20 protein-coding genes are annotated in these 22759 nt (G+C 63.4%); 8 read left to right on the top strand and 12 right to left on the bottom strand.

Annotated features, from left to right (window positions below; all coding sequences use genetic code 11):
• Window positions 1-11: 11 nt before the first annotated feature.
• The 4 genes from icmH to FQ664_RS14860 all read right to left on the bottom strand — a co-directional run bounded on the left by icmH (window position 12) and on the right by FQ664_RS14860 (window position 3832).
• A complete protein-coding gene (icmH, locus tag FQ664_RS14875; RefSeq protein WP_144172887.1) occupies window positions 12-884 on the bottom strand; it encodes a type IVB secretion system protein IcmH/DotU in 873 nt (290 codons plus the stop codon).
• Window positions 885-1159: 275 nt separating this feature from the next.
• Complete coding sequence (locus FQ664_RS14870; protein ID WP_144172885.1) at window positions 1160-2131, bottom strand: 5-oxoprolinase subunit C family protein; 972 nt, start codon at window positions 2129-2131, stop codon at window positions 1160-1162.
• The gene (locus tag FQ664_RS14865; protein WP_144172883.1) at window positions 2128-3015 is read right to left on the bottom strand and encodes a 5-oxoprolinase subunit B family protein; all 888 of its coding nucleotides are present in this window, start codon (window positions 3013-3015) and stop codon (window positions 2128-2130) included. The genes FQ664_RS14870 and FQ664_RS14865 overlap by 4 nt, the downstream gene beginning before the upstream one ends.
• Window positions 3016-3073: 58 nt before the next feature.
• The gene (locus FQ664_RS14860) at window positions 3074-3832 is read right to left on the bottom strand and encodes a 5-oxoprolinase subunit PxpA (RefSeq protein ID WP_144172881.1); all 759 of its coding nucleotides are present in this window, start codon (window positions 3830-3832) and stop codon (window positions 3074-3076) included.
• Between the two features lie 120 nt (window positions 3833-3952).
• Here FQ664_RS14860 and FQ664_RS14855 point away from each other — a divergent pair, with 120 nt between their 5' ends.
• The 3 genes from FQ664_RS14855 (at window position 3953) to FQ664_RS14845 (ending at window position 6363) form a co-directional block, all read left to right on the top strand.
• Window positions 3953-4870, top strand: a complete 918-nt coding sequence (locus tag FQ664_RS14855) for a LysR family transcriptional regulator (RefSeq protein ID WP_144172879.1) — start codon at window positions 3953-3955, stop codon at window positions 4868-4870.
• A gap of 152 nt (window positions 4871-5022) precedes the next feature.
• Window positions 5023-5652, top strand: coding sequence for a riboflavin synthase subunit alpha (locus FQ664_RS14850; protein ID WP_144172877.1), 630 nt, complete (start codon window positions 5023-5025; stop codon window positions 5650-5652).
• Window positions 5653-5661: 9 nt separating this feature from the next.
• The gene (locus tag FQ664_RS14845; RefSeq protein WP_144172875.1) at window positions 5662-6363 is read left to right on the top strand and encodes a YoaK family protein; all 702 of its coding nucleotides are present in this window, start codon (window positions 5662-5664) and stop codon (window positions 6361-6363) included.
• A 51-nt stretch (window positions 6364-6414) separates the two neighbouring features.
• On the opposite strand, the gene hemB is transcribed toward FQ664_RS14845, so the two are convergent.
• The 5 genes from hemB to glaH form a co-directional block, all read right to left on the bottom strand.
• On the bottom strand, window positions 6415-7389 hold the full coding sequence (gene hemB, locus FQ664_RS14840) for a porphobilinogen synthase (RefSeq protein WP_013972900.1): 975 nt from the start codon (window positions 7387-7389) through the stop codon (window positions 6415-6417).
• A 207-nt stretch (window positions 7390-7596) separates the two neighbouring features.
• Window positions 7597-8490 (bottom strand): PA4780 family RIO1-like protein kinase, encoded by an 894-nt coding sequence (locus FQ664_RS14830; RefSeq protein WP_144172873.1) that lies wholly within the window; start codon window positions 8488-8490, stop codon window positions 7597-7599.
• Window positions 8491-8570: 80 nt separating this feature from the next.
• A complete protein-coding gene (gene gabP, locus FQ664_RS14825; protein ID WP_144172871.1) occupies window positions 8571-9962 on the bottom strand; it encodes a GABA permease in 1392 nt (463 codons plus the stop codon).
• 151 nt (window positions 9963-10113) lie between these two features.
• On the bottom strand, window positions 10114-11364 hold the full coding sequence (lhgO, locus tag FQ664_RS14820; protein WP_144172869.1) for an L-2-hydroxyglutarate oxidase: 1251 nt from the start codon (window positions 11362-11364) through the stop codon (window positions 10114-10116).
• Between the two features lie 114 nt (window positions 11365-11478).
• Complete coding sequence (gene glaH / locus FQ664_RS14815) at window positions 11479-12456, bottom strand: glutarate dioxygenase GlaH (RefSeq protein WP_144172867.1); 978 nt, start codon at window positions 12454-12456, stop codon at window positions 11479-11481.
• Window positions 12457-12651: 195 nt separating this feature from the next.
• Here glaH and csiR point away from each other — a divergent pair, with 195 nt between their 5' ends.
• The 3 genes from csiR to FQ664_RS14800 all read left to right on the top strand — a co-directional run bounded on the left by csiR (window position 12652) and on the right by FQ664_RS14800 (window position 15597).
• Window positions 12652-13347 carry a DNA-binding transcriptional regulator CsiR gene (csiR, locus tag FQ664_RS14810; RefSeq protein ID WP_015270630.1) on the top strand — a complete coding sequence of 232 codons (696 nt, stop codon included), beginning with the start codon at window positions 12652-12654 and terminating at the stop codon, window positions 13345-13347.
• A gap of 200 nt (window positions 13348-13547) precedes the next feature.
• Window positions 13548-14228, top strand: a complete 681-nt coding sequence (locus FQ664_RS14805) for a response regulator transcription factor (RefSeq protein ID WP_025338946.1) — start codon at window positions 13548-13550, stop codon at window positions 14226-14228.
• Window positions 14206-15597 carry a sensor histidine kinase gene (locus tag FQ664_RS14800; protein ID WP_144172865.1) on the top strand — a complete coding sequence of 464 codons (1392 nt, stop codon included), beginning with the start codon at window positions 14206-14208 and terminating at the stop codon, window positions 15595-15597. The genes FQ664_RS14805 and FQ664_RS14800 overlap by 23 nt, the downstream gene beginning before the upstream one ends.
• A gap of 71 nt (window positions 15598-15668) precedes the next feature.
• Here FQ664_RS14800 and cysS read toward each other — a convergent pair whose 3' ends face one another.
• Both cysS and FQ664_RS14790 read right to left on the bottom strand, forming a co-directional pair.
• Window positions 15669-17051 (bottom strand): cysteine--tRNA ligase, encoded by a 1383-nt coding sequence (cysS, locus tag FQ664_RS14795; protein ID WP_144172863.1) that lies wholly within the window; start codon window positions 17049-17051, stop codon window positions 15669-15671.
• 9 nt (window positions 17052-17060) lie between these two features.
• Window positions 17061-18764 (bottom strand): glutamine--tRNA ligase/YqeY domain fusion protein, encoded by a 1704-nt coding sequence (locus FQ664_RS14790; RefSeq protein WP_144172861.1) that lies wholly within the window; start codon window positions 18762-18764, stop codon window positions 17061-17063.
• Between the two features lie 248 nt (window positions 18765-19012).
• Between FQ664_RS14790 and FQ664_RS14785 the strand changes: the two genes are divergently transcribed.
• Both FQ664_RS14785 and FQ664_RS14780 read left to right on the top strand, forming a co-directional pair.
• Entirely contained in the window at window positions 19013-19513 is a 501-nt protein-coding gene (locus FQ664_RS14785; protein ID WP_144172859.1) for a peptidylprolyl isomerase, read from the top strand.
• Window positions 19510-20232, top strand: coding sequence for a UDP-2,3-diacylglucosamine diphosphatase (locus FQ664_RS14780; RefSeq protein ID WP_144172858.1), 723 nt, complete (start codon window positions 19510-19512; stop codon window positions 20230-20232). The genes FQ664_RS14785 and FQ664_RS14780 overlap by 4 nt, the downstream gene beginning before the upstream one ends.
• A 121-nt stretch (window positions 20233-20353) precedes the next feature.
• On the opposite strand, the gene pvdQ is transcribed toward FQ664_RS14780, so the two are convergent.
• Window positions 20354-22669: a bifunctional acylase PvdQ gene (gene pvdQ, locus FQ664_RS14775; protein ID WP_144172856.1), complete on the bottom strand. Its 2316-nt coding sequence runs from the start codon at window positions 22667-22669 to the stop codon at window positions 20354-20356.
• Between the last annotated feature and the right edge of the window lie 90 nt (window positions 22670-22759).

Here is a 22759-nt window from a genome sequence, read left to right as displayed (position 1 = left end):
GATTCCCCCTGCTACTGCTGCAAAATGCCGTTGAGCGATTCCAGAACCTCGGCGGTGATCAAGCTCAGGCGGTAGCTGTAGTAGCAGTAGGCGCAGACCATGGCGATAGCAGAGATCACCAACGGGCTCCACCAGGGCCATTCCCAGCGCCGCATGCGGTGTGGGCGATGGACGACGTTGGTATAGGGATCGCCCGGGAATTCCGGCGCGGGGCTGCGCAGTTCACGAATGACCCTGTGCATCCGCGAAATCAGGGCGTTGATGATTTCATCGCACTTTGGGTCTAGGGCGTACTTGCCCTTCAGGCCCAGGCAAAAGCAGAAGTACAGGAACTCCAGCACATCCTGGAATTCCTCGGGCGACTGCATCATCCGCTCCAGCAACAGGAAGATCTTCTCGCCACCGTGAGTTTCGTCATGGAAGATGCTGAGCAGTGGTTCTTGGCTCCAGCACGAATTGTTGCCCCAGGGTCGGCTCATCACGGCCTCGTCCAGATACAGGCACAAGGCATAGGAATAGACTTCGAGATGCGCAGTGGAATAACCGTGCTGCTGTATTTCCTCGCGGATGGCGCTGACCTGGGTCTGCAGGGTCTTGTGCACGTATTCGATGTTGGGCAAGTCATCCAGCGTGCGCAGGCGCATGACCAGGCCGAACAGCGGGTTTGCCGCGTCAAGCATCAGGTTGGCGAAGCCGCCGCGTAGCTGGAAGTCCGGGTCGGCCGGATAACCCTCATGACCTGCGCGCCTGCCCTGACCGGGCGGATAGGGTGAATCGGTGCCCTCCGGGACATCGAGCATGGCATGCAGGCTGTTTTCAGTTACGTCATGGGCAGTGTTGGCTGACTGGAATTTTCCAGGAGGCACAGCAGATGGGCCGGGCATGAAGAGGTCCTTGTCTTCCAGTAGACTGAAGACATGAACACTATCGGGGAATCAATTCTTCGAGGAGCTTGGGGCGTCCCAAAACGTTGTAGGAATTTTCTCCTTTTCTCCTTTTCTGGACGCCTCAGCAGTTGATCGGTTACCCCGAGTCCCAGCAATTGTCGCCGTGATGCCGGAATTCTGGGGCCGCTTTGCGGCCCTTTCGCGACGCAAGGCCGCTCCTGCAACGACTGCGCCAGCCCTCGTGTGGGCGGTGCAGCGCCGCAACCGTTCAATCAGCCAAACAACCTGGCCAGAAAACCCAGCTTCTTCTTGTACGAGCGCCGTGCTTCCAGCGCATCCTCCAGGCTCACCGCCAGGAACCGCGCCTGCTGGCTGGGCTGCATCTGCCCGATCAGGTCCAGGTCGGCGCTGATCACCGTGCCGATCATGGCGTAGCCGCCACCCGACACCGCATCACGGTGCAGGATGATCGGCTCCAGCCCCGCCGGTACCTGGATCGAACCGATCGGGTAGCAGCTGTCGACGATGTTCGACGGGTCCGAGCCGGCCCCGAACGGCTGCTCCCGCGGCTGAAAGCTCAAGGCACTGCCGCCCTTGTAGCGATAGCCAATACGGTCTGCCTCGGAACCGACCGTCCAGGCCTCGGTGAAAAAGCTCTGCGCCGCAGCCTTGGTCAGGCGGTGAAAATACAGCCCCGGCACCACCCGCAGCACCACCTCGCCACCCAGGGCCTGGCGCAAGGCCATCGGCAGGCTTGCACCGGCGCGGGTCTTGCCGCTGGCTACGCCGACCGGCAACAGGTCGCCCGCCATCAGCTTGCGCCCATGGAAGCCACCCAATGCACCCAGCGCATAGGTTGAGCGGCTGCCGAGCACCTCGGGTACATCGATACCACCGGCCACCGCCAGATACGCCCGGGCGCCTGCGGTAGGAAAGCCGAAACGCAACACCTGCCCGGCACGCACGGCAAATGCGGTGTCCGGGCGTTGCTCGCGGCCATCGAGCAAGGCTGGCATCTGCGCACCGCACACCGCCACCAGTGCATCCTGCTGAAACTCCAGCTCCGGCCCCACCAGCGCGCACTCCAGGCCCGCGGCGCCGGCCGGGTTGCCCACCAGGTGGTTGGCCGCCCTCAGGGCGTACTGATCGAGAGCGCCGGACGGCGGGATGCCCAGGTGGTAGTAGCCTTCGCGGCCCAGGTCCTGCACCGAGGTAGCCAGGCCGGGTTTGAGTACCTTGATCATGCCAGCACCTCTTGCAGGGTCCGTGGATAGCCGACCGGGTCGGCGAGGAACGCGTCCAGGGAGAATTCCACCGGGCGAATGCGCAGGTCGAAACGGCCTTCTTCTACATCCGCCACCGTCTGGTCGTAAGTACGGCGATCGATGGGCTTGAACTGCACGATGTCTCCCGGGCGGAATAACACCATATGCTCCTTCAGGTAGTTCAGTGTCTGCTGCGGGTCGTAGATCGGCGCCGGGGTCACGCCGAACATCTGGTAGCCGCCGGCCCCGCGCACGGAATAGATACACCCGAAGCAGCCGCCATGGCCGAGGGTGAGTTTGGGAGTGTCCGTACGCGGGCGCAGGTACTTGGGCACCTGCAGTTGCCGCTCGCGCTCGACCATCTGGAACATGAACGGCAGGCCAGCGACGAAGCCCACCATCGACACGAACCACGGTGCGCCGCTGTGTGCGGCAATGAATGCCTCGACATCGGCCAGGCCGTTGACCCGCGCGGCGTACTCCAGGTCGGTGCTGCCCGGGTCCTGGTGGCGGTCACGAAAACGCATCAGCGTTTCATGGGTCCAGGGGTCGTTGTACAGCACCGGAATCTCGATGATCCGCGTCTGCAACGAGCGCTCGGCCACCGCCTGCGCTTCAGCACCGCGCACCGCTGCCAGCAGCGCCTGCGGTGCGATACGGTCCGGGTCGAAGCGGATCTGGAACGAGGCGTTGGCCAGGCACACATCCAGCACGCCATCCAGGGCCAGCCGTTCCACCGCACGGGTGACGGCCATACCCTTGAAAAAAGCCTCCAGCGACATGCTCTCGCTGACTTCGGCAAACAGGTGCTCGTCGGCGCCAAAGCTGTAGCGGATCGGGGTTGTAGCAAGCGGTTCGGCCATGACTGTTCCTTTTCTTGGAGTCTTTATAGAAAGGCAGGCGAAAGCAAACTGCACAGGCTCAGCGTGGCGCGCGTACCACGATACCGGCAGCGTCCAGCGCCTTGCGCGTGGCCTCCACCAGGTCGAGCGCACTTGGGGTATCACTGTGCAGGCAGATGGAATCGAACGCGATGGCCAGGTCCTGCCCCTCGACCGTGCGCACCACGCCTTGCTGGCAAGCCCGCAACACCCGCTCAGCAACGGCCCTGGGCTCGTAGCCCCGCACATTGCGGGTAAACACGATCGACCCGCTCAGGTCGTACTCGCGGTCGGCGTAGAACTCGCGAATCACCGGCTGGCCCAGTGCCTGGGCAATGCGGCAGATCACCGAACCCGGCATGCAGTACAGCAGCAGCTCCGGCTCGATCACCCGCAGGTTTTCCACCAGCAGCCGCGCGGCTTCTTCGTCACGTGCCAGATGCATGTACAGCGCACCGTGCGGTTTGATGTGCTGCAGGCGCACGCCTTGGGCGCGGGCAATTTCACGCAGTGCGCCGAGCTGGTAGAGCATGTCGTCGACCAGTTCCTGGGCCGGGGCATTAATGTGCCGGCGGCCGAAGCCGACCAGGTCGCGGAACCCAGGGTGCGCCCCCACAGCAACGCCTAGGGCCTTGGCCCGCTCGACGGTGCGGCGCATGGTGCCGGGGTCACCGGCATGGAAGCCGGTGGCAATGTTGGCCGAGCTGATGTAGCCCATCAGCTCGTTGTCGACGCCGTCGCCAATGGTCCACGGGCCAAAGCCCTCCCCCATGTCCGAGTTGAAATCCACCACCTGCATGACTGTCTCTCCTGGCGTTTGTGACTGCATGCAAGCCACGTTAGATTCTCCGCACCCCCTTGGGAAGATTTATAAACAGATAGGGTGTCTTCGGAAAATCAGATACCCAGGGAGCCTACCGTGTCACTGACCCTGCGCCAGGTCCGCTACTTCGTCGCCACCGCCGAGATCGGCCAGATTTCCCAGGCGGCGATCCACCTGAACATTTCCCAGTCTGCCGTGACCACGGCGATCAAGGAGCTGGAGGCGATGCTCGGCGTGATGCTGTTCCAGCGCTCGGTCCAGGGCATGAGCCTGACCGAGGCCGGTCGGCACTTCCTGAACCGCGCCTACGTGATCCTGCGCAGCGTGGACGATGCGCTTAACAGCCCGCTGCCGGATGTGCGCGCCAGCGGCCTGCTGCGCCTGGCAGCAAGCTATACGGTGATCGGCTACTTCCTGCCGCATCACCTGCAACGCCTGGAACACTGGCACCCGGACGTGACCCTGGAACTTTACGAACAAGAGCGCAGCGCCATCGAGCAAGGCCTGCTGGAGGGGCGTTTCGACATGGCGGTGGTGCTCACCGCCAACCTCACCCACCCGGACATCGTCTCGGAAACCCTGTTCAACTCCGAACGCCGCCTGTGGCTGCCCGGCCACCATCCGCTGTGCGAGCGCTCGGCGGTAAGCCTGGCCGATGTGGCTTGCGAGCCGTTCATCCTGCTGACCGTGGATGAAGCCGAGCAAAGCGCCATGCGCTATTGGGAACAGGCCGGGCAGCGGCCGAAAGTGCGGGTGCGGACCAGTTCGGTGGAAGCCGTGCGCAGTATGGTCGCCAATGGCAGCGGTGTGGCGATCCTGTCGGACCTGGTGCACCGCCCGTGGTCACTGGAAGGCAAGCGTATCGAGACGGTGACCATCAGCGACCCGGTGACGCCGATGAGCGTGGGGTTGGCCTGGCACCGGGAACGGGCGTTCAGCCCGGCGATGCAGGCCGTGCGCAACTACTTCCATGATGCATTTCTGGCGCCGCAGCAGTTGTCGGCACGGCGCTGACCAGTTTTTTGCCGGCCCGGCCTCTTCGCGGGCATGCCCGCTCCCACAGGGGCCGCGTGGCTTTCAAGTATCCAGACCAAGGCCGGCTTGCTTTTACCGCTCCACGGGCATAGCGTTCGGGAGTTTTCTTTACTGTGCCCAGGAGCAACTCCATGTACACCGGCATCGTCCAGGCCGTCCGCCCTCTGCTTGATGTGACCACCTACCCGGGCCACAACCAGTTCACCATCGACCTCACCCCGGAACTGCTCGACGAGCTGAAGATTGGCGCCAGCGTCAGTGTCGAGGGCACCTGCCTGTCGGTCACCGAAATCGATGGCACCCGGGTCAGGTTCGACGCCATGGCTGCCACCCTCGAACGCACCAACCTGCGCCACTTCCAGGCCGGCCAAGGCGTCAACATCGAGCGCTCGGCGAAGATGAACGCCGAGGTCGGTGGCCACCTGATGGCTGGCCACATCGCCACCACCGCCGAAATCGTCGAGCTGTCGATCAAGGAAACCGGCGCCTTCATCAAGTTCCGCATGCCACCGGAATGGGGCAAGTACGTGTTCCCGCGCGGTTTCATCGGGGTCAACGGCTGCAGCCTGACCGTCGCCGATGTCGAGGACAACCTGATCACCATCAACCTGATCCCGGAAACCCTGCGCCAGACTACCTTCGCCAGCTACAAGGCCGGCGAGCTGCTCAACATCGAAGTGGACCACCAGACCATGGTCCTGGTCGATGTCGTAGAGCGCACCATCAAAGGCACCCTGGCCCGCGAAAAACTGCTGCCCTGAGACCCGCACATGCTGCCTACCGTCCTCCCCGCACGCACAGCCAAACGGCTGCGCCTGCAAATTCTGCGTGGTCGTGTCGGCCTTGGCCTGGTCGCCGGCCTGTCGGTGCTGGCCGGCATGACCGATGCCATCGGCCTGCTGGCGCTGGGTGACTTCGTGTCGTTCATGAGTGGCAACACCACGCGCCTGGCCGTCGCCATCAGCGAGGCGGACCTGGCCCTGGTGCTGCGCCTGAGTGGTGCGGTGCTGGGCTTCGTCGTCGGCAACGCCCTGGGCGTGCTGCTGGCGCGCGGTTTCCGCCGTCGGGCCTGGCCGGTGCTGCTGGTGGTCGCCGCCCTGCTGGCCTTTGCAGCCGCATGGCCCCTGGCAGCGACCTTTCCCGCGCTGCTCGCTGCCACGCTGGCCATGGGCATGATCAATGCCGTGGTCGAACAGGTGAACGGCCTGCCCATCGGTCTGACCTACGTCACCGGCGCCCTGTCGCGCTTCGGGCGTGGCCTGGGGCGCTGGCTGCTGGGTGAGCGGCGCAATGGCTGGCGGGTGCAACTGGTGCCCTGGGCCGGCATGCTGCTGGGTGCCGCGCTGGGAGCCTGGCTGCAACACCACCTGGGCCTGCTGGCACTGACCGGCAGCTGTGCACTGGCGTGTGTACTGGCCATGGTGTCGCGGTTCATTCCAGGCGCCTGGCAACGCGGTTACATGCCGCGCTGATCACCTGTGCGGCTTGCCGGCGATGCGCCGCGAAAGCGGCGCGCGCTGAAATCAGATGCCTTCGCGGGCCAGGTCCATGGCGAAGTAGGTCAGGATCAGGTCGGCACCGGCACGCTTGATCGCGCCAATGCTTTCACGCACCACCCGGCCTTCATCGATGGCGCCAGCCAGGCCGCCGAACTTGATCATCGCGTACTCGCCGCTCACCTGGTACGCCGCCAGCGGCAGGCGCGATGCTGCGCGGATATCGGCGATCACGTCGAGGTAGGCACCGGCCGGCTTGACCATCAGCACATCCGCCCCTTCCTGCTCGTCGAGCAGCGATTCACGCACGGCTTCACGGCGGTTCATCGGGTTCATCTGGTAGCTCTTGCGATCGCCCTTCAGCGCGGTCCCACCGGCTTCACGGAACGGGCCATACAGCGACGAGGCGAACTTGGTGGAATAGGCCATGATCGCGGTATCGTGGAAACCGGCACCGTCCAGCGCGCTGCGGATGGCCTGGACCTGGCCGTCCATCGCCGCCGACGGGGCAATGAAGTCGGCACCGGCGGCAGCAGCGATGACCGCCTGCTTGCCCAGGTTGGCCAGGGTGGCGTCGTTGTCCACACCATGGTCGTGCAGCACACCGCAGTGGCCATGGCTGGTGTATTCGCAGAAACAGGTATCGGACATCACCACCATTTCCGGCACGGTGTCCTTGCAGATGCGCGACATGCGCGCGACCAGGCCGTTTTCGTTCCAGGTGTCGCTGCCAACAGCGTCCAGGTTGTGCGAAACGCCAAAGGTCATTACCGACTTGATACCGGCGCGGGCGTAGCGCTCGATTTCCTGGGCCAGCAGCTTCTCGGGGATGCGGTTGACACCCGGCATGCTGGTGATCGGCACGAAGTCATCGATGCCCTCTTCGACGAAGATCGGCAGGATCAGGTCTTCAAGGCGGAATTCGGTTTCCTGGAAGATCGTGCGCAGGGACTCGTTCTGGCGCAGGCGGCGTGGACGAACGGACGGGAATTGGTTGGACATGACAGCTCCAGGGAATTTGAACGGCGTATACCTTATGCCTGTCGCGCGCCAGTGAAAAGGCCAGATAACGAGATATTGTCTTGCGTCAAAGGCAATGGCCGCATTTTTCCTGTACCGGCCTCTTCGCGGGTAAACCCGCTCCCACAAGTACAGCGCGATTCCTGTGGGAGCGGGTTTACCCGCGAAGAGGCCAGTGCAGGCAATCTATTACTGAAGCCAGGGCGGCGCAGGCTCCTCTGCCCTGGCCAACCCATGCTCGGCCTCGGCCCGCGCCGCACGCCGGCGCGCATCATCCAGCCGGGCCGCATCGATCTCGCGCATCACGCCAGACACATCGGCGGCATGCTCGTCTTCCTCGAACAGCCCCGTCAGCAGGCTGTCCGGGCGCAACTCGCCCGCCTCGTACAGGGCCCACATTTCCTGCGCATAGCGGGTGCTTTTCAGCTCCGGTGCAAAGCGCCCGAAATAATGGGCCATGTTGGCCACATCACGCTGCAGCATGCTGAAGGCATGGTTGTTGGCCGCTGCATCCACCGCCTGCGGCAGGTCGATGATCACCGGCCCGTCCGGGCCAAGCAGCACGTTGAACTCCGACAGGTCGCCATGCACCAGCCCGGCACACAGCATCAGTACGATCTGGTGAATGACGAAGGCATGGAACGCCCGGGCCTCCTCGGCGTCGAGGTGCACGTCGTTCAGGCGTGGGGCCGCGTCACCGTCGGCATCGGTCACCAACTCCATCAACAGCACGCCGTCCTGGAAGTCGTAAGGCTTTGGAACCCGCACGCCAGCGCCGGCCAGGCGGAACAGCGCCGCCACTTCAGCGTTCTGCCAAGCGTCTTCGGCTTCCTTACGGCCGTATTTGCTGCCCTTGGCCATGGCCCGGGCCTGACGGCTGTTGCGCACCTTGCGGCCCTCCTGGTACTCGGCGGCCTGGCGGAAACTGCGCTTGTTGGCTTCTTTATAGACCTTGGCGCAGCGCACCTGGCTGCCGCAGCGCACCACATACACGGCAGCTTCCTTGCCACTCATCAACGGCCGCAGTACTTCATCGACCAGGCCGTCCTGGATCAGGGGTTCAATTCTTTTCGGTGTCTTCATCAGGCTGCGTTCGGGGTCCTGGCTGTGTTGGCGGACATCCTCTCACAGCCTGATGCGACTTGCTCGTCTGTCTTCAGGGCTCAGGCGCCCTGCCCTACACTGCCAACCGCCACCTCGCGCGCCCGACGCCGTGTCACCAGAAGGCCCGAACACACCACCAGCACGGCCAGCACCATGGTCGATACCACTTCCAGACGGTGGTCCGGGCGGAACAGCATCAGCACCAGCACGCCGCTGATGAACAGAATCACTCCCCAGGTCAGCCACGGGAACAGCCACATGCGGTAGCCCAACGTCTTGCCCTGCGCGTTCAGGCGCTGGCGCAGGCGCAGCTGGGAAACGGCGATCACCAGGTACACCAGCAGGGCAATGGCGCCGGAGCTTGCCATGAGGAAGCCGAACACCTTGGCCGGTACCAGGTAATTGGCGATCACCGCCAGGAATGCCGCGCCGGTAGACAGCAGCACCGCCACCACCGGCGTGCCACTGCGGCTGGTCACCTGGGCGCAGGCAGGGGCGTCACCGCGGCGGCTCAGCGAATAGACCATGCGCGAGGCGGTGTACAGCGACGAGTTCAGGCAGCTGGTCACCGACGTCAGCACCACGACGTCGATGATGGCCTTGGCATTCGGCACACCGAGGATGTCCAGCACCGTGACATAGGAGCCTTCGCTGGCCAGGCGCGGGTCGGTCCACGGCACCAGCGCGATGACGATGAAGATCGACAGGATATAGAACAGGGTGATCCGCCAGATCACCGAGTTGGTGGCCTTGGAAATATGCTTGCCTGCTTCGTCGGATTCGGCCGCGGCAATGGTCACCACCTCGGCCCCGAGGAACGAGAACATGGTAATCAGCATGGCGCTCAGCACCGCACCAAAACCGTTGGGCATAAAGCCGCCGCTATCCCACAGGCGCGACACGCCGCTGACAGCGGAGCCTGGCAGCAGGCCGAAGATGGCGCACACACCCAGCGCGATGAAGCTGACGATGGCCACCACCTTCACCAACGCCAGCCAGAACTCGAACTCACCGTAGTTCTTCACGCTGAACAGGTTGGTGGCGGTCAGCAACAGGGTAATCACCAACGACAATACCCAGATCTCCAGTTGCGGGACCCAGGAATTGATGATGGTGGCAGCGATGTTGGCCTCGATGGGAATGATCAGTACCCAGAACCACCAGTACAGCCAGCCGATGGTGTAGCCGGCCCACTTGCCAATGGCGAGGTCGGCATAGGTAGAGAACGAACCGGTGTCCGGCGAGGCAACGGCCATTTCAGCCAGCATGCGCATTACCAGCACCACCAGTGCGCCGGCCAGGATATAGGCAAGGATGGTGGCGGGCCCAGCTTCGGCAATCGCACGGCCGGAGCCGACGAACAGGCCGGCGCCGATCACGCCGGCAATGGACAGCATGGTGACATGCCGTGATTTCAATCCATGACTCAAATTGTTCTTGTGGGTTTGCATGGCGCTACCTTGTTGTTTTTGTCATGCCCACGCAGGGGCCGCCGGCTTGCACGTCACCGACGCAGGCGCGAAAAAGCCCGCCCTGCCCTAGATGGTGAGTAGGGCAGTACGGGTTGAGTAAAACGAAACCGCAGAACGTATTACGGGTACGTCAGCCGGCAGCCCGCTGACCGGGCGCCAGGTCGGCTTTGGGGAAACCGCCGCCCTGGCGGCCGACCTGTTCACATACCTTGTCGACGATGTAGGCGCCGATCGGGATGGCGGAGGTGGCGGCCGGCGACGGCGCGTTGCACACGTTGACGCTGCGCGCGGTGTTGACGAACAGGAAGTCATCGATCAGCTTGCCGTCACGCGACACGGCCTGGGCACGCACGCCGGCCGGGTAAGGCGTAAGGTCGGCCTTGGTGATGCTCGGGCAGTACTTCTGTACCTGCTTGAGGTAGCCGCCCTTGAACAGCGAGTTCTTCATCTCGATCAGGCCCGGGCGGAAGTTCTTCGCCAGCACCTTGAGGATGCCGGGGGTGGTCAGGGTCTGGAACAGGTCGCCGGGGCTGACGTCGCTCTTGCGGTAACCCTCGCGCTTCATCGCCAGTACTGCGTTGGGGCCAACCGTGACGGTGCCATCGATCATGCGTGTCAGGTGCACGCCCAGAAACGGCATGGACGGGTCGGGAATCGGGTAGATCAGGTGGTTGACGATCTGGTTGTGCTGCTTGGGTAGCAGGTAGTACTCGCCGCGGAACGGGCAGATGACGAACTCGGTACGCAAGCCGAGCATGCTCACCACGCGGTCGGCCATCAGGCCCGAGCAGGTCACCAGGAAACGGCTGCGGAATTCGTCCCCCTGCGTGCGTACGATCACTTCGCTGGCCAGTTCCTGCAGGCCGACCACCTCGGCGCCATAGCGGATTTCGCCGCCGGCGCGCTGGAACTCGGCGCCCATGGCCGCAGTCACCTCCGCGTAATTGACGATGCCACTGGACGGCACGAAGATGCCGCCCATGCCGACGATATTGGGCTCGCGCTCGCGCAACTCGGCCGCCGACAACCAGTAACGCTCCAGGCCATTGGCCGCGGTACGCTCCCACAGCGCCTTCATGCGCTGCATTTCCAGGTCGTTGGTGGCCACCAGCAGCTTGCCGCACTCATCGAAGCGGATACCGTGCTGGGTGCAGAAGGACTTGGTGGCCTTGTTGCCTTCCAGGCAGAAGCGCGCCTTGAGGCTGCCGGGGGTGTAATACACGCCGGCGTGGATCACGCCGCTGTTGTGCCCGGTCTGGTGGCGGGCCGGGCCGGACTCTTTTTCCAGCAGGAGAATCTTCGCGTCCGGGTAGACCTTGACCAGGTGCATGGCCGTGGACATACCCACAATGCCACCGCCAATGATGATGAAATCGTACATAGCCTTACCTCACACGCAGGCATTGCCTGACTGGCTCACCAAGGCCCGAAAGGGCCCTGGTGGCATCGTTTTATGCAAAGACGCGTGGGCAGGCACCCGCCCCGCGTCCTGTCATTATTGCCCACGCTGGTACAGCGGTTTGGGGAAGGCTACGTAGCCGCGCTGGCGCATCAGCTCGCGGCGCAGGCCTTCGTGCGGCGTAAAGCGGTCGCGGCCATGCAGCCAGAACAGGTTGTTTATCAGCAGGAAGCTACCCACGCCCACCGGTACCGACAGCTTCTTCTCGCTGCCTTCCAGCGATTCGGACAAGGCGCTCAGCCAGATGCCCTCTTCGTAGTTCTCCGGCTGCACGAACTGGTCGATGTAGCGCATGGTCGGGCGACCTTCGGCATCGGTGTCGAATACCGAGTGGAACACGTCCTCGAACACCTTCTTGCTCGGCGGTGCGGTCCAGCGCATTTCGCGACGGGCCAGCGGGTGGCGGAAGAACTCGTCGCACTGCTCCCAGTCGTCCAGGTGCAGCAACAGTGAGTTGCCGCCTTCCATGTTCTTTTCGTCGATCTTCAGCATCAGCACATAGTCGGTGATCTGGTTGACGAAGGTGCCGTCGTTGTGCAGCTCCATGACCCGGTGCGGCTGGCGCAGGTAGCTGTCGGAGTTGTCGCTGTTGACCACCACGAAGCGGGCATAGAACTGGCCGCTCATCGCGTCGTAGTTGGAGCGGCCGATCAGGTGTGCGCAGGCGGTGGTGAACTTGACCATGTCCTCGGCCTGGCTCACGTCATCCAGGCCGACCGGGGTGATCAGCATCCCGCCGCTGGCGCGATTGAGGATGGTATTGAGCAGCACCGGCCGCAGGGTGCCGTGGCACAACTCGTCGAGAATCTCGCCAACCCGGAAACGCAGGAACGACTTGTACTCCAGCGCCTGCACCGGCCACTGGGCAACGGCCTGGACGAACGCTTCGACCGTTTCGCGGGCAAAGGTCAGTTCAAGCAGGCGCGGCGACTGTTTCGAGGGGGCGATGGTGTAACCACGCGGTTCGAGCGGCAGTGGCATCACAAGTTCGTCGATCTGCGTAAAAGCGTTCATGGCAGTGTCCTGGCAAAAAAAGTGGGTGGCGCCGTCCGGTCATGAGCTGGATCAGTGCGGGCGAGATAAAAATATCGTCACAAACTTAAAATGTCTACATTTTTGTTATTCGGCGACGAAAAGCATTTTTGTCCATTGTTTTTCGCCAGCGAGCGCTTTCGGTATGATCGGCAAAACCGTTTGAGGAACAGGACTTTGGAAGCGCTCGCCCCCCGACAAAACTCAGCATTCAGCGGGTATGAGAGGCTCAAGAAGGACATTATCCGCGGCGTGTTCAAGCCCGGAGAAAAGCTGTTGATGAGCACTCTGAAGGAACGCTATGACCTGGGCGTGGGCCCGCTGCGCGAAGCGCTGTCGCAGCTGGTGGCCGAGCACCTGGTGAACGCGATCAGCCAGAAGGGCTACCGCGTGGCGCCCATGTCGCTGGACGAGATGAACGACATCTACGATGCCCGCGCCAACCTGGAGGCGATGATCATCACCCTGGCCATCGAGCGTGGCGACGACGCCTGGGAGGCGTCGGTACTGGCCCACTCGCATACCCTGGCCAAGGTGGTGGAAGTGAAGACCCGCGAGCAGCGCCTGGATGTGTGGGACGAACGGCACAAGGCGTTCCACACGGCCATTGCCTCGGGCTGCGGCTCCAAGCACCTGCTGCAGGCGCGCACCTATCTGTTCGACCAGGCCGAGCGCTACCGCCACCTGTGGCTGACCCAGACGGTGTTTTCCGAACAGGCCCTGGAGCTCAAGCGCCAGGAGCATGCTGCACTGGTTGAAGTGATTCTGGCCCGTGACGCCAAGCGCGCCAGTGCCATGATGCGTTCGCACCTGATGACTCCGGTGCCGATCATTGCGCAGATCATGCATGCTGAAGGGATTGGCGCACGCTGAGACACCACGGTGCCTGCTTCGCGGGTAAACCCGCTCCCACAGGGATGTCACCGCTCTTGGGGGCGACGCTGCACCTGTGGGAGCGGGTTTACCCGCGAAGAGGCCAGTGCAGGCAAAAGACGCCAGATGAATTTTTCTTAAATCGCCGTTTGGCTATTCTTTGGCACAATCAAGTTTCCATTAGATGCCTGGGAACCAGCATGCCTCGCGTACTGACCATCGAAGACGACGCCGTCACCGGCCAGGAAATCGTCGCCGAACTTACCAGCCACGGCCTGGAGGTGGATTGGGCCGACAATGGCCGTGAAGGCTTGGCCAAGGCCATTGCCGGCGGCTACGACCTGATCACCCTTGACCGCATGCTGCCCGAGGTGGACGGGCTGACCATCGTTACCACCCTGCGCAGCCTCAAGATCGCCACACCGATCCTGATGATCAGCGCCCTCTCCGATGTCGACGAGCGGGTACGCGGCCTGCGTGCCGGGGGTGACGACTACCTGACCAAACCGTTCGCCTCCGACGAGATGGCTGCGCGGGTCGAAGTACTGCTGCGCCGCAACAGCGTACCCATGACCCAGACCCGCCTGCAGGTCGCCGACCTGCAACTGGACCTGATCAGCCACGAAGCCCGCCGCGGCGAACAAACCCTCAACCTGCTGCCCACCGAGTACAAGCTGCTGGAATACCTGATGCGCCATAGCGGCCAGGTGATCACGCGGATGATGATTTTCGAGGAAGTCTGGGGCTACCACTTCGACCCGGGCACCAACCTGATCGACGTGCACATCGGCCGCCTGCGCAAGAAAATCGACTCACCCGGCCAGTCGCCGCTGATCCGTACGGTACGGGGCTCGGGCTATGCCATTGCTGAACCCGTCTAAGGGCTGGAGCTCCTCGACCAGCCGCCTGCTGGCGCTGTACAGCTTTCTGTTCGTGGCCTGGAGCAGCGTCCTCATGGGGGTGCTGTACTTCGAGGTATCCAGCTACCTGAACAAACTCACCCGCCATTCCATGCTGCAGCGCCAACACCTGTTCGCTCACATGAGCGGCAAACAGCTGGACGACGCCCTGGTCGCCAGCCAGGCCTTCGAAGAACGCAGCTTCGACGCCTATGGCCTGTTCGACAGCCAGCTCAACCCGATCGGCGGGCGCATTCGCGCCATCCCGCCAGAACTGGGGCTGGACGGCAAGGTTCACGAGCTTAACCGCTGCCTGGACGCCGACGACCCGCACATGCCGCGCGACAGCTGCGACGCGGTGGCGATCAAGGTGCAGGATGGCCGCTGGCTGGTGCTGGTGCGTGACAACGGCTCGCTGTTCGTGGTCACCCGGATCATCCTGCATGCCCTGCTCTGGGGGATCTCGCTGACCCTGATCCCGGGCTTTGCCGGCTGGTATCTGCTAAGGCGACGGCCGCTCAAGCGCATCCGCGCGATCCAGGCCCAGGCCGAACTGATCGTCGCCGGTGACCTTACCCACCGCCTGCCGCTGTCGGCCCGACGTGACGAGCTGGACATGCTGGCGGCCATCGTCAACGCCATGCTCGACCGCATCGAGCGGCTGATGCACGAGGTCAAGGGCGTGTGCGACAACATTGCCCATGACCTGCGCACCCCGCTCACGCGCCTGCGCGCGCAGCTGTACCGCATTCGCCAGCAAAGTGACGTCGACTCCACCCAGGCCGAGGCACTGGACCTGGCGATCGGCGAAACCGACACCCTGATGGCGCGTTTTCGCGGTTTGTTACGCATCAGCGAACTGGAAGACCGCCAGCGGCGGGCCGGTTTCGTCCAACTTGACCCGCATGAACTGCTGGTGGAGTTGCACGACTTTTACCTGCCGTTGGCCGAAGATGGCGGCATTCGCCTGGAATTGCGACAACCCGATGAGCTGCCGGCATTGCACGGTGACCGCGAGCTGCTGTTCGAGGCGCTGGCCAACCTGATGGGTAACGGCATCAAGTTCACGCCCGAGGGTGGACTGGTGCGAATTACTGCCACGCAGGATGACAAGGGCCTGCACCTGGCCATCGAGGACAGCGGGCCGGGTATTCCGGAAGAGGAACGGGCGGCAGTGCTGAAGCGCTTCTACCGTAGCGATGAAGGCCACCGCCATGCGGGGTTCGGGCTGGGGCTGTCGATCGTGGCGGCGATCGTCGACCTGCATGGGTTCGGGCTGGAGGTTGGCGAGAGCCAACTGGGTGGAGCGAAGCTGGTATTGCATTGCCCATTGACCGGGCTACCTAAATAAAAGCCGGGCCGCTCTGCGGCCCTTCGCGGGCTTGCCCGAGAAGGGCTGCAAAGCAGCCCCAACAAAGCGGATCAGTCAGCCAGACGCCAGGTAGTCCCACCCTTGCCGTCTTCCAGCACCACACCCATGGCGGTCAGCTGGTCGCGAATGCGGTCGGACTCGGCCCAGTTCTTGTCCGCACGCGCCTGCAGGCGCGCCTGGATCAAGCCCTCGACCTCAGCTGCATCCACCTTGCCTTCGGCACCGGCACGCAAGAAGTCATCGGCTTCCAGCTGCAGCACACCCAGCACATCACCCAGCTCGCGCAGGCGACCGGCCAGGCCGGCAGCGGCCTCCACATCGCTGTCGCGCAGGCGGTTGATCTCGCGCACCAGGTCGAACAGCACGGCGCAGGCTTCGGGGGTGCCGAAGTCGTCATTCATGGCCACGCTGAAGCGCTCGACAAACGCTTCGCCACCCTTGGCCGCCACCCGTGGCAAGCCGCGCAAGGCGTGGTAGAAACGCTCCAGTGCGCCCTTGGCATCACGCAGGCTGTCTTCCGAGTAGTTGATCGCGCTGCGGTAGTGGCTGGCCACCAGCAGGTAGCGCACCACTTCCGGGTGATACTTCTCGAGCACGTCGCGGATGGTGAAGAAGTTGTTCAACGACTTGGACATCTTCTCGCCATTGATACGGATCATGCCGCAGTGCATCCAGGCATTGGCGTACTGCTTGCCGGTGGCCGCCTCGCTCTGGGCAATCTCGTTCTCGTGGTGCGGGAACTCCAGGTCGCTGCCGCCACCGTGGATGTCGAAGCTTTCACCCAGGCAGCAGGTGGACATCACCGAACACTCGATGTGCCAGCCCGGACGCCCCGGGCCCCATGGCGATTCCCAGCTCGGCTCGCCCGGCTTGACACCCTTCCACAGCACGAAGTCCAGCGGGTCCTGCTTGGCTTCATCGACCTCGATACGGGCACCGATGCGCAGGTCTTCGATCTTCTTGCGCGACAGCTTGCCGTAGCCGACGAACTTGCCGACGCGGTAGTACACGTCACCATTGCCGGGGGCATAGGCGTAACCCTTGTCGATCAAGGTCTGGATCATTGCGTGCATGCCGGCGATATGGTCGGTGGCACGCGGTTCCTGGTCCGGCGGCAGGATGTTCAGACGGCGCTCGTCTTCGTGCATCGCGTCGATCATGCGGGCGGTCAGCGCGTCGAAGCTTTCGCCGTTCTCGTTGGCCCGGTTGATGATCTTGTCATCGATGTCGGTGATGTTGCGCACGTAGGTCAGCTCATAGCCGCTCTTGCGCAGCCAGCGGGTGACCAGGTCGAAGGCCACCATACTGCGGCCATGGCCCAGGTGGCAGTAGTCGTACACGGTCATGCCGCACACGTACATGCGCACCTTGTTGCCATCCAGCGGCTTGAAGACTTCCTTCGCTTTGCTCAGCGTGTTGTAGATGGTAAGCACGGCGGTTCCTCAGCTACCCCAGGAGTCACGCAGGGTGACAGTGCGGTTGAACACCGGGCGACCCGGCTGGCTGTCTTTCAGGTCGGCGCAGAAGTAGCCTTCGCGTTCGAACTGGAAGCGGTCCTCGGGCTGCGCCTGGGCCAGCGACGGCTCGGCACGGCAGCCGCTGAGCACTTGCAGCGAGCCTGGGTTGATGTTGTCCAGGAAGCTGCCGCCCTCCTCGGTCTTTTCCGGGTTCGGCGAGCGGAACAGCCGGTCGTACAGGCGCACTTCGCACTCGACACTGCCCTCGGCCGGCACCCAGTGGATCACGCCCTTGACCTTGCGGCCTTCCGGGTTCTTGCCCAGGGTGTCCGGGTCGTACGAGCAGCGCAGCTCGACGATGTTGCCGTCGGCATCCTTGATCGCCTCGTCGGCGCGGATCACGTAGCTGCCGCGCAGGCGCACTTCCCCGGTCGGCTCCAGGCGCTTGTAGCCCTTCGGCGGCTCTTCCATGAAGTCGTCGCGGTCGATGTACAGCTCACGGGAGAACGGCAGTACGCGCACGCCCATGTCCTCCTTCGGGTGGCGCGGCAGCTCGAGCTGCTCGACCTGGCCTTCCGGATAGTTGGTGATGACCACTTTCAGCGGGCGTAGCACGCACATGGCGCGCGGTGCGGTGCGGTCCAGGTCGTCACGGATGCTGAACTCGAGCATCGACATGTCGACCACGCCGTCGGAACGGTTGGTGCCGATCATTTCGCAGAAGTTGCGGATCGAGGCCGGGGTGTAGCCGCGGCGACGGAAACCGGACAGGGTCGACATGCGTGGGTCGTCCCAGCCTTCGACGTGCTTTTCGTCGACCAGCTGCTTGAGCTTGCGCTTGGAAGTGATGGTGTAGTTCAGGTTCAGGCGGCTGAACTCATACTGGCGCGGGCGTGCCGGCACCGGCAGGTTGTCGAGGAACCAGTCGTACAGCGGACGATGCCCTTCGAACTCCAGGGTGCAGATCGAGTGGGTGATGCCCTCGATGGCGTCCGACTGGCCGTGGGTAAAGTCGTAGTTGGGGTAGATGCACCACTTGTCACCGGTCTGGTGGTGGTGGGCATGGCGGATGCGGTACAGGATCGGGTCGCGCAGGTTCATGTTCGGCGAGGCCATGTCGATTTTGGCCCGCAGCACGCGCTCACCGTCCTGGAACTCGCCAGCCTTCATGCGGGCGAACAGGTCGAGGTTGTCTTCCACACTGCGCTCGCGGAACGGGCTGTTCTTGCCCGGCTCCTTGAGGTTGCCGCGGTATTCCTTGGCCTGCTCAGGGGTAAGGTCGCAGACGTAAGCCTTGCCACGCTTGATCAGTTCGACTGCCCAATCGTGCAACTGGTCGAAGTAGTCGGAGGCGTAGCGCACGTCGCCGGCCCAGTCGAAGCCCAGCCACTTGACATCGCTCTGGATGGCGTCGATGTACTCCTGGTCTTCCTTGGCCGGGTTGGTATCGTCGAAACGCAGGTGGCAGACACCCCCGAATTCCTTGGCCAGGCCGAAGTTGACGCAGATCGACTTGGCGTGACCGATGTGCAGGTAGCCATTGGGCTCCGGCGGGAAACGGGTGACGATGCTGCTGTGCTTGCCCGAGTCCAGGTCGGCCTGGATGATCGGCCGCAGGAAGTTCGCAGGGACAGCGGGGGCGCCTTTGGCAGCGGCGTTGGGCGCGTTGTCGGCAGTGGGCTTGCTCATAGGATCCTTGAATGCACGTGTCCGGCCTGGGTAGGCCGATTGAATCAAAGGGCCTATCATAGCCGAAGCAGTCAAGCTGCTGACAGTCGGGCCCGGACAAACTGGCGTGATTTATCACGGCTTTTTGCCGCAGCCTGGCAAAATGGCCAGTGCGCGCCATGTGTCGCGATCGCCTGATCCTGCGTCAGGTGATAACCCGCGCCCTGCGCACCCTAATTCCCGATTGCCTTGAAAGAGCGAGTTTCAGCATGTCCAAAGTCAAACTGAGCACCAACCACGGCGACATCGTCCTGCAACTGGACGCCGAGAAAGCGCCACTGACTACCGAAAACTTCGTTCAGTACGTCAAGGACGGCCACTACAATGGCACCGTGTTCCACCGTGTGATCAAGGGCTTCATGATCCAGGGCGGCGGCTTCGAGCCTGGCATGAGCCAGAAGAAAACCCGCGCCAGCATCCAGAACGAAGCCGACAACGGCCTGAAGAACAAGAAGTACAGCATCGCCATGGCCCGTACCATGGAGCCGCACTCCGCCTCGGCGCAGTTCTTCATCAACGCCTCCGACAACGACTTCCTCAACCACAGCGGCAAGAACGTGCAGGGTTGGGGCTACGCGGTATTCGGCGAAGTGATCGAAGGCCGTGAAATCGTCGACGCGATCGAGAAGGTCGCCACCGGTTCCAAAGCTGGCCACCAGGACGTGCCGAAAGACGACGTGGTCATCGAGAAAGCCGAGATCGTTGAGTGATCCTGCTGATCTCCGATCTGCACCTGCAAGAAGAACGCCCGGACATTACCCGGGCGTTTCTTGATCTGCTCGATGGCCGTGCCCGCCACGCCAAGGCGTTGTACATCCTCGGCGACTTCTTCGAAGCATGGATCGGCGACGATGCCATGACCCCCTTCCAGCAGTCGGTCTGCCACGCCATGCGTCGGCTGAGCGACAGCGGCACGGCCATCTACCTGATGCATGGCAACCGTGATTTCCTGATTGGCCAGGCCTTCTGCGACGCTGCGGGCTGCACGTTGCTGCACGACCCCTGCGTGATCGAACTGGGCGGTGAACAGGTGCTGCTGATGCATGGCGATACCTTGTGCACCCGCGACCTGGCCTACATGAAAATGCGCCGTTTGCTGCGCAACCCGCTGAGCCTGTGGGTGTTGCGGCACCTGCCGCTGTCGGCCCGCTACAAGCTGGCACGCAAGCTACGCAGCGAAAGCCGCACGCAAACGCGGATGAAGTCCACCGAGATCGTCGATGTCACGCCGGAGGAAGTGCCGAAGGTGATGGCGGCGCATGGTGTGCGCACGCTGGTACATGGCCATACCCACCGGCCGGCGATACACAAGCTGGTGGTCGACGGGCAACCGGCACGGCGTATCGTGCTGGGCGACTGGGACCGCCGGGGCTGGGCCTTGCAGGTTGACGAGCAAGGTTTTCAGCTGGCGCCGTTCGAGTTTTCCTGAGCAACCAAGTCGCCTTCTTCGCGGGTACAACCGCTTCCACAGGTATTGCGCCGCTTGTAGCCCTGGTGCAGTACCTGTGGGAGCGGGTTTACCCGCGAAGAGGCCGGCACAGGCTGACACCTCAAGGCCGGCTGACTACCGCCCCCTTGTCCCCTTCACTGATCACCACTTCCCGGTACTCAGGATCAGCCTTGATCTGCGCCTCGGTAAACGGAATCACCGCCAGTTGCCCGGCCGCAAACGCCTTGGTCTGGTCACTGGCATGCACCGAAGCCGCTTCACTCGACTGGGAGAACGCCAGTAGCCCGCGGGCCTCTGGCCCCTTGTCGGTAAAGCTGACCACTTGCAGGTAGCTGGTACCACTGACCACCAGCCGCTTGCCCTGGCCGTGCGGCACGCTGTAGATCGCGTTGTACACGCCCAACGCCTGCGGGCCACCCGGTACCGGCGTGCCATCGCTCGCCTGTTGCACCTGCCCCCAGCGCGCCTCCCCCGCTACGCCGCTGTCACTTACCAGCTTGAGCGAAGCGAGCGCGGCCTGGTGCAGCAGCTTGCGCACGGCCGCCTGCTCGACCGCCAGCCCACGCGGGGTGTGCTGCGGATCGGCCGGGTCGAAGGCCACCCGCCAGCTTTCCGGGTGCTCGACCAAGGCATCGAACAGGTTCTGGAAATGCACCAGACCAATGCCGCTATCGAGGTTGGCCTTGCCATTCCAGGCGGCCAGACTGCGGCACAGGGCCTGCACGTCCGCACCAGCGCCTTTGCACCATTGCAGCAGGTCTGGCAGCACCAGGCTGGCCAGGTAGACCTCGTCATCGGTCACCATACGCTGCAGGTCGTCGACGCCCAACCGGGCGTTACCCTGCAGGCGTTGCAGGGCAAAGCGGCCACGCATACCCAGTGGCTGGTCACCGCGGCTGACCAGCGGCGAGTAGCCGGTCAGCGGCTGCGCCGGGTTGGCCATCCAGGCCGGGTCATTGGAATTCTGCACGAAATCTTCGCGCTCCAGGCTCGGCAGCAGCCGTGCCGGGAAGATCCCCGGTTGCGCGGCCTGCACATCGACTTTCCACTGGCACGCGCTGCGTGAGCCATCCAGTACCACCAGGCGCCCTTGTGCCTGCGGGTTGCTGCATGCGTCCAGCAGTTGCTGATCCACATAAGGCACCACTGACTGGTTCAGGTACAAGGCCTTGCCAGCCTGGTCCACCGCCAGTGTGTTGACCCAGGGAATGCCCTGCAGTTGTTCGATCGAGCCTTTCAACGTCACCAGGCTGTCGGCACGGTTGATCTGGTACCACTGCCGCAACACCCGGGTGTTCTCGAGGTTGGCGTCGCGCAAGCTGTAGGCTGCATGTGCATCCCAGTCCAGGCGCCCCGGCCATTGCACCACCGGGCCGAATTGCGAGCTGTAGACCTGGCGCTGCACCTGGCTGATGCGGCCATCTTCGGCCTTGACCGCTACGCTGACGGTTTGCCGGGCCAGCGGCAGCGACTTGCCATCGAGCAGGTAGCGGGTCGGGTCCTTGGGGTCGAGCTGCAGGCGGTACAGAGTGAAGTGCTTCGAGGTATCGACCGTGTGCGTCCAGGCCAGATGCTGGTTGAAACCGATGTTGACCACTGGCAGGCCCGGCAATGCCGCCCCCATCACATCGAGCTGGCCGGGAATGGTCAGCTGCATCTGGTAAAAGCGCATGCCCCCCACCCAGGGGAAGTGCGGGTTGGCCAGCAACAGGCCGCGGCCATTGGCCGAACGCTGCGCTCCGACGGCCACCGCATTGCTACCGCGTTCCGTGGCAAAACGTTGCTGCCGGGCCAGCGCCATGGCAAACCCCGTCGGCGCCTGCTGGCTGGCCAGTGTTGGCGGTTGCGCCCCCGCCAGCGCCTCGACGAACTGCCCGACACCGCCTTCGGCCAGCAGCCGACGGGTCAGCTTGACCAGGTCCTCGCTGCTGATCGGCCGCAGCCACTCGCCGTTGCCACATTCGCTGGGCAACCCTTGGCTACGGCGCTCTGCCAGCGCCCGGTTGTAGCCGCTGGCATAACCTGCCAGCAGCGCCTGCACCGGTGCCGGCTGCGCCTGCAAGAACGCACTGACCGCTGCCGGGCTGTTGAGCCAGGTGAAGAACACATCGCTGGCCAGGTTGTCACGCTGCTCCAGGGTCTTGCCCTTGGCGCCGAAGTAGCGTGAGCGCTCGCCGCTCACGGTCAGCACTTCATTGGCCAGCAGGCACAGGTTGTCCTGAGCGTAGGCGTAGCCGATGCCATAGCCCAGGCCACGTTCGTCCTTGGCCACGATATGCGGCACCCCGTAACTGGTTCGACGAATCTGCGCGCTGGCATCGGCGGCGGCGGACTGCGCCGGCACTACGCCGATGCTGAAAGCTACCAGGGCGGCAGCCAGGCCAGCGCATGTCATGGGACGGGAAAGTGGAAACACGGGCACTCCTCGGGTTCGGGGTCATCCCGATCAGACGAATGGCCAGGTGAGAACTTTACGTACTACAAGGCCATGGAACGTCTTGAACAG

Origin of the sequence: Pseudomonas persica, assembly GCF_900291015.1 — a bacterium.
Taxonomy (GTDB): Bacteria; Pseudomonadota; Gammaproteobacteria; order Pseudomonadales; family Pseudomonadaceae; genus Aquipseudomonas.
This window is presented reverse-complemented; position numbering and strand designations above follow the sequence as displayed.